The sequence below is a fragment of the Polynucleobacter sp. AP-RePozz3-80-G7 genome (assembly GCF_018882145.1).
Classification (GTDB): domain Bacteria; phylum Pseudomonadota; class Gammaproteobacteria; order Burkholderiales; family Burkholderiaceae; genus Polynucleobacter.
The window spans coordinates 45,232-57,584 of the sequence record NZ_JACVPC010000002.1; the positions used below are offsets into that span (position 1 = coordinate 45,232).

The 12,353-nt window shown below is 46.7% G+C and carries 14 protein-coding genes; all 14 read left to right on the forward strand.

Going from position 1 to position 12,353, the window contains the following annotated elements; genetic code table 11:
- Positions 1–7 precede the first annotated feature (7 nt).
- The 14 genes from ICE90_RS05570 to ICE90_RS05635 all read left to right on the forward strand — a co-directional run bounded on the left by ICE90_RS05570 (position 8) and on the right by ICE90_RS05635 (position 12,348).
- Positions 8–685, forward strand: a complete 678-nt coding sequence (locus ICE90_RS05570) for a phosphoribosylanthranilate isomerase (RefSeq protein WP_215321911.1) — start codon at positions 8–10, stop codon at positions 683–685.
- Positions 686–715: 30 nt separating this feature from the next.
- Positions 716–1,909, forward strand: coding sequence for a tryptophan synthase subunit beta (trpB, locus tag ICE90_RS05575; RefSeq protein ID WP_216191411.1), 1,194 nt, complete (start codon positions 716–718; stop codon positions 1,907–1,909).
- Positions 1,910–1,918: 9 nt separating this feature from the next.
- Positions 1,919–2,716 carry a tryptophan synthase subunit alpha gene (trpA, locus tag ICE90_RS05580; protein ID WP_216191413.1) on the forward strand — a complete coding sequence of 266 codons (798 nt, stop codon included), beginning with the start codon at positions 1,919–1,921 and terminating at the stop codon, positions 2,714–2,716.
- Between the two features lie 6 nt (positions 2,717–2,722).
- The gene (gene accD, locus ICE90_RS05585) at positions 2,723–3,610 is read left to right on the forward strand and encodes an acetyl-CoA carboxylase, carboxyltransferase subunit beta (RefSeq protein WP_216156815.1); all 888 of its coding nucleotides are present in this window, start codon (positions 2,723–2,725) and stop codon (positions 3,608–3,610) included.
- A 4-nt stretch (positions 3,611–3,614) separates the two neighbouring features.
- On the forward strand, positions 3,615–4,940 hold the full coding sequence (gene folC / locus ICE90_RS05590) for a bifunctional tetrahydrofolate synthase/dihydrofolate synthase (RefSeq protein WP_216191415.1): 1,326 nt from the start codon (positions 3,615–3,617) through the stop codon (positions 4,938–4,940).
- Between the two features lie 3 nt (positions 4,941–4,943).
- Positions 4,944–5,753 carry an SPOR domain-containing protein gene (locus tag ICE90_RS05595; RefSeq protein WP_216191417.1) on the forward strand — a complete coding sequence of 270 codons (810 nt, stop codon included), beginning with the start codon at positions 4,944–4,946 and terminating at the stop codon, positions 5,751–5,753.
- Positions 5,753–6,319 (forward strand): CvpA family protein, encoded by a 567-nt coding sequence (locus tag ICE90_RS05600; RefSeq protein WP_216191418.1) that lies wholly within the window; start codon positions 5,753–5,755, stop codon positions 6,317–6,319. Before ICE90_RS05595 ends, ICE90_RS05600 begins: the two co-directional genes overlap by 1 nt.
- Positions 6,320–6,323: 4 nt before the next feature.
- Positions 6,324–7,862, forward strand: a complete 1,539-nt coding sequence (gene purF, locus ICE90_RS05605; RefSeq protein WP_215321921.1) for an amidophosphoribosyltransferase — start codon at positions 6,324–6,326, stop codon at positions 7,860–7,862.
- Positions 7,863–7,922: 60 nt separating this feature from the next.
- Positions 7,923–9,131, forward strand: coding sequence for an O-succinylhomoserine sulfhydrylase (locus tag ICE90_RS05610; RefSeq protein ID WP_216156803.1), 1,209 nt, complete (start codon positions 7,923–7,925; stop codon positions 9,129–9,131).
- A gap of 22 nt (positions 9,132–9,153) precedes the next feature.
- Positions 9,154–9,771, forward strand: coding sequence for a bifunctional 2-polyprenyl-6-hydroxyphenol methylase/3-demethylubiquinol 3-O-methyltransferase UbiG (locus ICE90_RS05615; protein WP_216191419.1), 618 nt, complete (start codon positions 9,154–9,156; stop codon positions 9,769–9,771).
- A gap of 10 nt (positions 9,772–9,781) precedes the next feature.
- Complete coding sequence (locus ICE90_RS05620; protein ID WP_216191420.1) at positions 9,782–10,498, forward strand: Crp/Fnr family transcriptional regulator; 717 nt, start codon at positions 9,782–9,784, stop codon at positions 10,496–10,498.
- Between the two features lie 502 nt (positions 10,499–11,000).
- Complete coding sequence (locus ICE90_RS05625; RefSeq protein ID WP_216191421.1) at positions 11,001–11,528, forward strand: YeeE/YedE thiosulfate transporter family protein; 528 nt, start codon at positions 11,001–11,003, stop codon at positions 11,526–11,528.
- A gap of 1 nt (position 11,529) precedes the next feature.
- Positions 11,530–12,090: a YeeE/YedE thiosulfate transporter family protein gene (locus tag ICE90_RS05630; protein WP_216191422.1), complete on the forward strand. Its 561-nt coding sequence runs from the start codon at positions 11,530–11,532 to the stop codon at positions 12,088–12,090.
- Between the two features lie 24 nt (positions 12,091–12,114).
- Complete coding sequence (locus ICE90_RS05635) at positions 12,115–12,348, forward strand: hypothetical protein (RefSeq protein ID WP_216191423.1); 234 nt, start codon at positions 12,115–12,117, stop codon at positions 12,346–12,348.
- The last annotated feature ends 5 nt before the right edge of the window (positions 12,349–12,353 follow it).

Here is a 12,353-nt window from a genome sequence, read left to right on the forward strand (position 1 = left end):
TTCATTTATGAGCTTGCTGACATATTCTCCGGACCGAACTAGGGTCAAAATCTGTGGCTTAAAAACGGCTGCTGACATCGATTCCGCTGTTTCTGCAGGGGTGGATGCCGTTGGCTTCGTCTTTTATCCACCCAGCGTACGCGCTGTGAGCCCCAATATTGCGGCCCAACTCATTTCCAGGCTCCCAGCAGGGGTGGATGCCGTTGGATTGGTTGTAAATGCTACAGATGAGCAATTTGCCGCAATTCGGGCTGCCGCCTCAATCACCTTATGGCAGTTTCATGGGGATGAGACCCCAGAGCGCTGTGCCCAGCTTGCTGCAGGCGAGCCTTGGATGAAGGCTGCTCGTGTAGGAACTGGCTTCGCTTTTGACGATTTTTCCCTACAATATGGGGATGCAAACGCTTTTCTGCTGGATGCCTTGGTTGAGGGATACGGTGGCGGGGGCGTTCCTTTTGATTGGCAGGGGATTCCACAGACATGGGTAAGCGAAAACGCGCCTCGGGTCGTTTTGAGTGGTGGATTGAACACGCACAACGTGGGCGAGGCCATTGCACGCCTGCATCCTTGCGCGGTTGACGTCAGTAGTGGCGTAGAAAGCAGCAGGGGTGTTAAAGATCCTGCGCTCATGGCCCAATTTGTTCAAGCAGTGCGCGCAGCGGATGCCAAAGCATCATCCCAATAATTTGCTGTAGATAAATCAAAAGAGGTAGCTATGTACGACAAGCCAGATGCACGAGGACACTTCGGTCCTTACGGCGGCGTGTTTGTTTCTGAGACATTGATGTTTGCCTTAGATGAGCTTAAAGAAGCTTATGCAAAGTATCAGTACGATCCAGAATTCATTGAAGAGTTTCATTACGAGTTAAAGCACTTTGTTGGTAGACCTTCACCTGTGTATCACGCTAAGCGTTGGAGCGAAATGCTGGGTGGCGCACAAATCTATCTGAAACGTGAAGATTTAAATCACACTGGCGCACACAAGATTAATAACGTGATTGGTCAAGCGATGTTGGCCAAGCGCATGGGTAAGCCTCGCATTATTGCTGAGACAGGAGCAGGGCAGCACGGTGTTGCTACAGCAACGATCTGCGCTCGCTTTGGTTTAGACTGCACGGTCTATCAAGGCTCTGTGGACGTAGCCCGTCAGGCGCAAAACGTATTTCGCATGAAACTCCTTGGTGCTAAGGTAGTTCCGGTGGAATCTGGTACCAAGACTTTGAAGGATGCGCTCAATGAAGCGATGCGGGATTGGGTTACCAACGTAGATAATACTTTCTACATCATCGGCACTGTCGCAGGACCACATCCTTATCCAATGATGGTGAGAGATTTTCAGAGTGTGATTGGTGAAGAGTGCAAAGTACAGATGCCAGAGATGACTGGTCGTCAACCTGACTATGTTTTAGCTTGTGTTGGTGGCGGCTCTAATGCGATGGGCATTTTTTATCCTTACATTGATTTCCCGGAAGTGAAACTCGTTGGTGTTGAGGCAGCAGGACATGGTCTGGGAAGTGGTTTGCATTCAGCGGCCTTGTGCGTTGGCACACCAGGCGTGTTACACGGCAACCGCACTTATTTATTGCAAGATAAGAATGGTCAGATCTCTGAAACACATTCTGTTTCTGCTGGCATGGACTATCCCGGTGTTGGTCCTGAGCATGCATGGTTAAAAGATTCTGGTCGCGCAGATTATGTGGCCATTACAGATGAAGAGGCGCTCCAAGCATTCCATGATTGCTGCCAGATTGAAGGCATCATTCCTGCGCTTGAGTCTTCACACGCCATTGCTTATGCCTGCAAGCTTGCTAAGACCTTGCCAAAAGACAAGACTATCTTGGTCAACCTTTCTGGCCGCGGTGACAAGGATATGCATACCGTTGCGCAAGCAACAGGTTCAGAAGGTTAAGAAAGAGTTATGTCAAAAATTACTGCGCTCTTCAAGGAGCTAAAAGCAACAGGTAAGAAAGGATTGATTCCTTTTATTACTGCTGGTGATCCAGATCCTAAGCAAACCGTTGAACTCATGCATGCATTAGTTCGTGGCGGTTCAAGTGTGATTGAATTAGGTGTGCCATTTTCAGATCCAATGGCTGATGGTCCTGTCATTCAGAGATCATCGGAACGCGCACTGACTCAAGGTGTCACTTTGCATAGCTGCTTAGAGATGGTAAAAGAATTCCGCAAACAGGATGCTAATACACCAGTTGTTTTGATGGGTTATGCAAACCCAGTTGAGCAAATGGGAGCAGAGCGTTTTGCAACCGAAGCGAAGGCTGCTGGTGTCGACGGTGTTCTCGTAGTGGATTACCCACCAGAAGAGTGTGTGGACTTTGCCGCTCGTATGCGTGTTGCCGGCATTGACCCGATTTTCTTATTGGCGCCTACATCATCACATGAGCGCATTAAAGAGGCGGCCAAAATAGCCTCTGGTTATATCTATTACGTTTCTATGAGAGGGGTTACTGGTGCATCTAACCTCAATACGCAGGATGTGGCCAGTATCATCCCGAAAATTCGTGAAGAGACAGATATTCCGATTGCTGTAGGGTTTGGTATTAGTGATGCAGCTAGTGCCAAGGCGGTATCGGTAAGTGCGGATGCGGTTGTGATTGGCAGCCGAATTATTCGTCTTTTAGAGGATGCGCCCCCTGGGCAGGCGGTACAATCACTGGAAACCTTCATTCGTGAGATACGCGACGCATTGGATAGCTAAAAACTAATGAGCTGGATAGATAAATTACTCCCACCCCAAATTCAACATACTGATCCTGCAAATCGCAAGTCAGTACCTGAGGGATTGTGGGTCAAGTGCCCTAGTTGTGAAACTGTTCTGTATAGCACTGACATTGAAGCCAATTTATCGGTATGCCCAAAATGTAGTCATCACATGCGTATCGGAGCACGTCTGCGCTTAGACAGCTTGCTAGATGAAAAAGGCCGCTACGAAATCGGCGCTGATATCTATCCAACTGACCCGCTGAAATTTAAAGACTCTAAAAAATATCCAGATCGCATTAAAGAAGCGAATGATGCTTCTGGTGAATCTGAGGCCCTCATTGTGATGGGTGGCAAGATTGAAACTATTCCTGTAGTAGCTGCTTGTTTCGAATTCCAATATATGGGTGGCTCAATGGGCTCTGTAGTAGGCGAGCGTTTTGCCCGCGGAGTGCAAGAGGCAATTAATAAGAAGTGCGCTTTTATTTGTGTCACTGCTACTGGCGGTGCGCGAATGCAAGAAAGCTTGTTATCGCTTTTCCAAATGGCGAAAACTAATTCGATGTTGACCTTGTTGGCTAAAAAAGGCTTGCCTTATATTAGCGTGCTCACTGACCCAACGATGGGTGGTATTTCTGCCAGCTTTGCCTTCATGGGTGATGTAGTGATGGCTGAGCCAAAAGCGTTAATTGGTTTTGCTGGCCCACGCGTGATTGAACAAACTGTTCGCGAAAAATTACCAGAAGGATTTCAGAGATCTGAGTTCCTAATGCAAAAGGGCGGCATTGACATGATTGTTGATCGTCGTCAGATGCGCGGTGAAATCGCGCGTTTACTTGCTTTGTTACAAAAGCTTCCTGAGCCTGCTATCGCGGGTAGCGCAGTCGTTTAAGCGCTTGAGCTCAGCACACCAAGCCCCCATATTATTTCCTAGCCTAGAGGCTTGGCTTAGTCACCTCGAAACTGCTCACCCCGTTGGCATAGACATGGGGCTTGAGCGCATCAATCGCGTGAAGGCTGCATTAGATCTCCATTTTGATTGCCCAGTAATTACGGTTGCCGGTACAAATGGCAAAGGCTCGACCTGTGCATTTCTGGAGAGCATTCTGTTGGCTTCTGGTTATAGAGTCGGTTGCCATACCTCCCCACATTTACTCAAATTCAATGAGCGTGCGCGCATCAATGGTGAAGATGTCAAAGACAATCTCTTGCTTGAACATTTTGCTGCTGTCGAAGAAGCTCGGGTGAGTCTAGTCGATGCACCGACCTTAACGTATTTTGAGTTCACTACTTTAGCTATCATGCATCTGTTTGCTAAGTCCAATTTAGATGCGGTTGTCTTGGAGGTGGGAATGGGCGGTCGCTTAGACGCCGTCAATATCGTTGATGCTGATTGTGCAATCGTGACTAGTATCGATATCGATCATGCGGATTTTTTGGGTGGCACACGCGAAGCCATTGGCTTAGAAAAGGCTGGCATTTTCCGTCCAGGACAGATCGCAGTGTGTGGTGATCCTGTGCCACCACAATCACTCATTGAATATGCTGAAAAACTGGGTTGTGATCTTTGGTTGCAGGGACGTGATTACAACTTCCAGGGTGATAAGCAGCAATGGGGTTGGGCAGGGCGTAAAAAGCGCTTTAGTGGCCTTGGCTACCCAGCGCTGCGGGGTGCTAATCAGATTCTGAATGCCTCTGCTGTTATTGCCGCCTTAATGGCATTGCACCAACGCCTACCAGTGAGCGCCCAGGATATTCGCAATGGTTTTGCTTTGGTTGAGCTACCAGGCCGATTCCAGGTTCTTCCGGGTCAGCCTACCGTGGTATTGGATGTTGCTCATAATCCCCATGCTGCTGCCACCTTGGCTCAGGGGCTCGATAAGATGGGTTACCACCCCTACACCTATGCCATTTTTGGAGCTATGGCTGACAAGGATATTGAGGGGGTGATTAAACCCCTCCTAAATATCGTGGATTTCTGGTTTTGCACTGATTTACCGACCCCCAGAGCTGCGAGCGCTAAGCTTCTGGCCGAGAAGCTTGAATCTATGGGAGTAAAGCAAAAAAAAGGGTCAGATGGGGGTATTGAATGCTTCTCAGAACCCGCTTTAGCGTATCAAAAAGCGCTATCTTTGGCGGGTGAGGGTGATAGAATTGTGACCTTCGGATCCTTCTATACCGTTGCAGGCGTAATGACTTACCGAAACAACCAGGCCCACTGATCCATGATTCGTTTACCAAGCTTTTTTAAGCGAAAAACCCAGTCCGATGACCTTGAAATAGGTTCAAGGGGTAGTCGCACCGCCAAACGAGTAGCCCCACGTAGTTTTCAGCGCGCAGCAGAAGCTGAAGAACTTGCCCTCACAGAAGATCCAGAGCAGCAAAGAGCGCGTCATCGTCTGATTGGTGCTGCCGTCCTCGTATTAATTGCTGTTATTGGCTTGCCTCGTATTTTGGATAGCAAACCAAAAGCATCATCTAACGATATCGCAGTAAATATTGTTACCAGCTTACCTATTCCCGGTACAGAGCCTAAGGCCGAAGAAAAACCTAAGGCCGAAGCTCCTGTTGAGCCTGCTAAAGAAGCTCCCAAGGTCGCCGCCGCACCTGCGCCAGAAGCAAAAGTAGAAGCTAAGCCCGAAGCCAAGGTGGAAACTAAACCAGCAGTGCCTGCAGTAAATAAATCGGGCACATTAGGCTTGGCTGCGGGTGAAGAGGTTGTTGCTGCGGCAAGTCCTAAGGCCGACACAAAACCTAAAACAGCTGACGTACCTAAGTCAAGCACTTCAGGTTCAGGTAAGTACATTATTCAGATTGGTGCTTTTGCATCCGAGGCTAATGTAAAGGCCTTGTCCGCAAGACTCAAAAATCAAAACATTCCGAGTTATACCTTGAGTAAGGGGGGTGTCGATGGTGGCAAGATTTTCCTTGTACGAGCAGGACCCTTTGCTGATAAAGACGTCGCAGAAGCAGCGGAAAAGAAAATTAAGGCGATGGGTCTTACACCAAGACTCGTCGAGTCTGGTAAACAGTAATGGAATACTTGTCCACCCTCAAGCTAACATCGGTGGATTACTTCACCCTAGTTGTGCTCTTGGTTTCTGCCTTAGTTGGCATCTCTCGCGGTTTATTTAAAGAGGTCCTTGCTTTAGCCTCTTGGTTCGCCGCAGCTTGGGTTGCTTATCACTACAGTAACTACCTCTCAACCGAGTGGCTCTCGATATTTCATCTGGATGAATTACTGAGTCTTGGCTTGAGTTTCATCATATTGTTTGTATTAACCCTCATCATCTGTGGTTTGTTTGGTGGGGTAGTGCAGAAGATTATTTTGTCAGTGGGTCTTAGTCTCACAGACCGCTTCTTGGGTTTAATATTTGGCGTGATCCGTGGTGGCTTGGTCATAGTAGTGTTGGCTACTCTAGCGGCACTCACACCCATCCCGCAAAGTATGGCTTGGAAGAACGCCATTACCAGACCAGCAATTGATATGGCAACCGGTTTAATTAAAGGTTGGCTACCTGCCGACTGGGCTAAGCAATTGGGTGATGCAATGCCTAAAGTTAGCCCTACCATTACTCCTAAATTAACAATAGGAATCTAGAGATATGTGCGGCGTCGTCGGAACTGTTTCCCACTCACCAGTAAATCAACTTCTCTATGATGCGCTGCTGCTTTTGCAGCATCGCGGACAGGATGCGGCAGGTATTGCAACGATGAACGGTAATTCATTCACGATGCATAAAGCCAATGGCTTGGTACGAGATGTGTTTAGAACTCGCAATATGCGTAGCTTGGTTGGGAACGCTGGTATTGGCCAAGTGCGCTACCCAACTGCAGGCTCTGCAAGTAGTGAAGAAGAGGCGCAACCTTTCTATGTGAGTGCACCTTACGGCATTATCTTGGCGCATAACGGTAATCTAACAAATGCTCCAAGCTTACGTGTTGAGATGGCTTATCGCGATCGTCGTCACATCAACACCAGTTCTGATACTGAAGTATTGCTTAACGTATTGGCTGACGAACTTCAAAAAGAAACCAATAGTGCAGCCCTGGATGAGGGCGCGATGTTTAACGCTGTGACTGGTGTAACCAATCGCGTTAAAGGGTCTTATGCAGTAGTTTCTTTAATAGCGGGTTATGGCTTATTAGCCTTCCGTGATCAGTATGGCATTCGTCCGCTGTGTATTGGCCGTATCGATACTCCTCAGGGCCCTGAGTGGATGATTGCATCTGAGTCTGTAGCGCTTGAAGGTCTAGGCTTTACGTTTGTGCGCGACGTTCATCCAGGTGAAGCAATTTATATTGACTTGGACGGCAATTTCTATTCACGTCAATGTGTGCCGAATGCAGTGTTAACGCCTTGCATTTTTGAGTATGTCTATATGGCCCGTCCAGACTCAACGATTGACGGTGTGACCGTCTACAACGTGCGTATGCGTATGGGCGATTACTTGGCTGAGAAGATCCGCAAAGAGACTAATGTCGATGAAATTGATGTAGTGATGCCGATTCCGGATTCCAGTCGTCCAGCAGCTATGCAAGTAGCAAAGAAATTGGGCGTGGATTACCGTGAAGGCTTCTTTAAGAACCGTTATATCGGTCGTACATTTATCATGCCAGGCCAAGCCGTTCGTAAGAAATCTGTTCGTCAAAAACTCAATGCTATGCGCATTGAGTTCAAAGATAAGACGGTCTTGATTGTGGATGACTCTATCGTTCGTGGCACTACCTCATTTGAGATTGTGCAGATGGCTCGTGAATCCGGTGCCAAGAAAGTGATCTTTGCATCTGCTGCGCCGCCAGTGCGCTTCCCCAACGTCTACGGTATTGATATGCCAACCCGTAGCGAATTGGTTGCCTATGGTCGTACCGATGAAGAGATTAATAAGATGATTGGTGCCGATCAGTTGATCTATCAAAGTATTGAAGATATGAAGCAGGCGGTAAGAGATGTTAATCCGGATATTAAGAACTTTGAGGCCTCTTGCTTTGATGGCTTCTACGTAACTGGCGATATCACCGAGTCCTATCTAGATGCTTTGGAGGCCGCTAGAAATACCTCTGACGCGAAGGCAGACCGCCAAAAGGATTCGAGCGATTTCGCCCGTTCACAACTCCACCTGCATTTGGCCACCGAAGACTAAAAAGCGACAGGATTTTGCCTCGCTCGAGGCAAAATCATGATTCGGTGTCAAAATAGCAGCATGAAGAGCAAAACTATACGTAAAAAACCCGATTTTTCTAAGCTTGCGCTCGAGACCTTAGCGGTTCGCGCTGGTACTCGTCGCACCGCTGAATACCAAGAGCATTCAGAGGCGATGTTTCTAACATCAAGCTTTTGTTTTGATAGTGCAGAGTTAGCAGCCGATGGTTTTGCGCATGCTGACCAAGGCTTTATCTATTCTCGCTTTACCAATCCAACCGTGAGCATGTTTCAAGATCGCTTGGCTGCTTTAGAGGGTGGTGAGGCTTGTATTGCTACCGCTTCCGGAATGTCTGCCATTCTTACAATGGCAATGGCGCATTTACAAGCAGGTGATCACGTGGTTTGCTCGCGCTCGGTATTTGGTGCAACGATTCAGTTGTTCACTAATATCTTGGGCCGCTTTGGCATTACAACCACTTATGCTGATTTGGCTGATACCAAGTCATGGCAGGCCGCCGTTCAGCCAAATACTAAGCTGTTCTACCTTGAGACACCTTCCAATCCGTTGACTGAGATTGCTGATATCAGAGCGATTTCAAAGATTGCTAAAAAAGCAGGCGCCTTATTTGCGGTGGATAACTGCTTCTGTACACCTGCTTTGCAAAAACCATTAGCACTTGGTGCTGATGTCGTGATTCATTCGGCAACAAAGTACCTGGATGGACAGGGTCGAGTGGTCGGCGGAGCAATTGTGGGTAGCAAAGATTTCATTATGGGTAAAGTATTCCCCTATGTGCGTACCGCAGGCCCAACGCTATCTGCATTCAATGCTTGGGTATTCCTCAAGGGCTTGGAGACTTTAGAACTTCGCATGAGGCAACAAAGTCAGAATGCACTCGCCTTGGCTCAATGGCTTGAGAAGCAATCTGGAGTGGAGCGCGTTTACCATCCTGGCCTGAAATCGCATCCTCAACATGCGTTGGCAATGCGCCAGCAAAAAGAGGGTGGGGCGATTGTGTCTTTCACCTTGAAGGGTGGCAAGAAGGCTGCGTTCAAGCTCATCAATCAAACAAAGCTTTGCTCGATTACTGCAAACTTAGGCGACACTCGCACAACTATTACACATCCTGCTACAACAACACATTGCCGTGTCACGCCTGAGGCTCGTAAAGCCGCCGGTATTTCTGATGGCTTGGTGCGTATTGCTGTTGGCCTTGAAAACATCAACGACTTAAAGAACGACCTCGTTGGCGGACTCAAAAAATAATCAAGTACATCAGGATAGGTCTATGAGTTTCGCGGATGCCACCCAGTTCTGGAACGAACGCTTCGACAAGAAAGAGTTTATTTTTGGTAAAGAGCCTAATGAGTATCTCGTTGAGAAAACAAAGCAATACCTAAAGCCCAAAGATAAGGTTTTATGTATTGCTGACGGCGAAGGTCGCAACGGCGTCTGGCTTGCCAAGCAAGGCATGCAAGTTTTTGGCTTTGATGCGTCTGATGTCGCGCTTGCTAAAGCAAAGCAGTTTGCTAAAGATAATCAAGTGCAAGTTGAGTATTCCTTCTCTGATACCGATAGCTATGCGTGGCAAGAAAATACTTATGACGCAGTGATTGGTATCTTCATTCAGTTTGCTGATCCAGTAATGCGCGCTAGAATTTTTGAGCAAGCCTATAAGGCGACAAAGCCCGGTGGCCTCTTCATCCTTCAGGGCTATACCCCTAAACAACTGGATTACAAAACCGGCGGCCCATCATTAATAGAGCATCTCTATACAGAAGAAATGATTCGAGGTCTCGCTAAAGACTTTGAAATACTCGAGCTTGTAAGTTACGAGAAAGAACTTTCTGAAGGTCCAAGGCACACTGGCATGTCTGCAATATTAGGATTGGTTGCTAAGAAGTGATTGCTTTCCTATGAAAACTATTGAAATTAAAAGTGCATGGCAGGGTAATAGTGATTGCAATGCATGCTCTATTCGCAGCTCTGCATTGTTTGCCGAATTGAATGAGGAAGACTTTTCTAAAATTCATTCACCAATTGATGATTTACGTTTCGAAGCAAATGCAGGGATTTACACGCAGGGAGATTCTGCTGAGCATTTATTTACCTTGCGTGAGGGTTATATAAAGCTATTGCATATCAATTCCGATGGCTCAACTAGAATAGTCCGATTAGTAATGCCGGGTGATTTGTTTGGTATGGAGGCTTTGTTGGGTAAGAGTTATGCTCATTCAGCCACTGCCTTATCAAATATCCATTTATGTCGCATACCAAAAGCTATTATTTCCAGCTTGGGTGAAGAGTCTCCACGCTTACATCGCCAAATTGTAAAAAAATGGGGTGAAGCTCTGACTCAGTCGGAGTCATGGTTTTCTGAAATCAATACCGGAAGAATTGAAGTGCGTCTGGCCCGATTTTTCTTACGAATTGCCAAGATCTCAGGTGATATGGCAGTTGCGCCACTCTTTAAAAGAGAGGATATGGGCCTAATGATGGACGTGAAGTTTGAAACTATTAGTAGAGCCCTTGCTTCTATGGCGGAACAGGGCTTAATTTCTAATATCGGAAAGTTAAGTATTCAAATTCCGAGTATAAAAAATCTTGAAGGCTTTTCTCAAGCCGGTGTTTAAAAATATAAAGACTGCCTTTGAGCTGACCCCATAAAGTTGGACGGTTTAGTTAATTTAGCATGAGGGATTGAGTTTGGTAATTTACCGGGCTCAATTGCCATTCCTTACACAGAGGTTGCGATGCGCATTGATGAGCTGGGATGTAGAAACCCTGCTGCAGGATCATCTAAGTGGGGTTGTTCCAAGGCTAAGAAAGTTTACGCATCCTGAAACGGACCAGTTTGTCCACAAAGTCTAATGGCCATCTCTGCTATGACGCGTGATGACTTTCCTGTCACTAATTTATTACTATTGTTGCGGCATCCTTTACTGAGATGCATTGGATCTAACCAAAATTAACGGTGAGATTTAAGCTGAGCCCCCGTTTTATTGCTCCCAAACTGAATTACATGATGTAGATCAAATAAATGTTGCTATTTCATTTCAATTCATTGACTTTGTATGTCAGTTGTATAATATATAAATATATATATTGTTAATTGGTTAAATGAAATGAGTAAATATGCATAATGAAGTAGAGCAGACCAAGTCGGCTCAATATATGAATCCACTGTTAGCGGGAATACTTCTCGGATTGGTTTTGTTGGCCACTTTTGTAATTACAGGTCATGGGCTGGGAGCTACTGGCTTTACGACGCGCTTAACAGCCTGGGTTGGGATGCATATTGCTCCAGTTGCAACTAATGCAAACGACTACCTCGGCGGGATGGTTGAAGAGGGTAAGCCATTAAATGCATGGATTACATGGCAAGTGACTGGTGTGGCTATAGGCGCATTGCTATCCGCATTCCTGGCAAAAAGAATTCATATTCAACTGGACGGCAAAAAGTTTTTAGGCGGTTCTAAGCGATCCATTACGGCTTTATTTGGTGGCATATTGGCTGGTTTTGGTGCACGAGTCGCAGCGGGTTGCACTAGCGGCCTTGGTTTGTCGGGTGCAGCAGTACTAAGTCTGGCTGGCTTTACTTTTCTGGGAGCATTCTTTGCCGTAGGTTTATTGACAAGTCGCTTCTTGAAAGAGGAGAAATAAGATGAGTGAAATTCTTTCGGGGCTCCTATTAGGTGCTGGATTTGGTTTTGTATTGGAGCGTGCCGGTTTTGGTAATCCAAATAAATTAACTGGCCAATTTCGCTTAACAGATTGGTCTGTGTTTAAGGTGATGTTCACTGCTATTGTGTTTGCTGCCGTTGGCCTCCTAATTTTGGAGCAGGTGGGCTTTGTAGATGCTGGTAATTTATTTGTACCACCTGCATTTTTAGGTGCTGCCGCTCTTGGTGGAGCATTTGTTGGTGCAGGCTTTGCAATTGGTGGATATTGCCCTGGAACCTCAGTCGTCGGTTTGATGTCTGGACGCATTGATGCGGCCATATTTTTACTTGGCTTATTGTTAGGGACCGTATTGTTTGCTGGCATCTATCCAAGTATTGAGTTCTTAACAACCTTGGGTGAATACGCTAAGGCTGATTCATTGCCCGATGCCTTTAATCTTTCAGGTTTATCAATCGATGTTGGTATGGTTGTTGCGGCCGTCGGAGTATTTATCTTGGGTTCTTGGATGGAGAAGAAGTCCAATGGTCCCGTTAGTTCCTAGGTTTAATTATTTAAAAGGAAAGTTATGTCTAAGAAATCAACAGTAGCTGCGTTGGCAATGGCTTTAGCTGGTTTGGCGGCTGCGCCTTTAGCACATTCAGCAGATGCCCCTGCTAATCCATCAGGCGCAGAGCAGAAGAATCCCTGCGGTCCTAAAAAAGAGTCAGCAAATCCATGTGGCCCTGCAAAGAAAAAAGCAGCTAACCCCTGTAGCCCTGCAAATCCTTGCGGTCCTAAAAAGCGTAAAGCTGCAGAGTAATTAAA

Bases quoted from the DNA above. Each gene is read 5' to 3' on its own strand.
- ICE90_RS05625 (WP_216191421.1), top strand. From the start codon at position 11,001: ATGCATAATGAAGTAGAGCAGACCAAGTCGGCTCAATATATGAATCCA.
- purF (WP_215321921.1), top strand. From the start codon at position 6,324: ATGTGCGGCGTCGTCGGAACTGTTTCCCACTCACCAGTAAATCAACTT.
- accD (WP_216156815.1), top strand. From the start codon at position 2,723: ATGAGCTGGATAGATAAATTACTCCCACCCCAAATTCAACATACTGAT.
- ICE90_RS05620 (WP_216191420.1), top strand. From the start codon at position 9,782: ATGAAAACTATTGAAATTAAAAGTGCATGGCAGGGTAATAGTGATTGC.
- trpA (WP_216191413.1), top strand. From the start codon at position 1,919: ATGTCAAAAATTACTGCGCTCTTCAAGGAGCTAAAAGCAACAGGTAAG.
- ICE90_RS05630 (WP_216191422.1), top strand. From the start codon at position 11,530: ATGAGTGAAATTCTTTCGGGGCTCCTATTAGGTGCTGGATTTGGTTTT.
- ICE90_RS05610 (WP_216156803.1), top strand. From the start codon at position 7,923: ATGAAGAGCAAAACTATACGTAAAAAACCCGATTTTTCTAAGCTTGCG.
- ICE90_RS05570 (WP_215321911.1), top strand. From the start codon at position 8: ATGAGCTTGCTGACATATTCTCCGGACCGAACTAGGGTCAAAATCTGT.
- ICE90_RS05615 (WP_216191419.1), top strand. From the start codon at position 9,154: ATGAGTTTCGCGGATGCCACCCAGTTCTGGAACGAACGCTTCGACAAG.
- ICE90_RS05600 (WP_216191418.1), top strand. From the start codon at position 5,753: ATGGAATACTTGTCCACCCTCAAGCTAACATCGGTGGATTACTTCACC.
- trpB (WP_216191411.1), top strand. From the start codon at position 716: ATGTACGACAAGCCAGATGCACGAGGACACTTCGGTCCTTACGGCGGC.
- ICE90_RS05635 (WP_216191423.1), top strand. From the start codon at position 12,115: ATGTCTAAGAAATCAACAGTAGCTGCGTTGGCAATGGCTTTAGCTGGT.
- ICE90_RS05595 (WP_216191417.1), top strand. From the start codon at position 4,944: ATGATTCGTTTACCAAGCTTTTTTAAGCGAAAAACCCAGTCCGATGAC.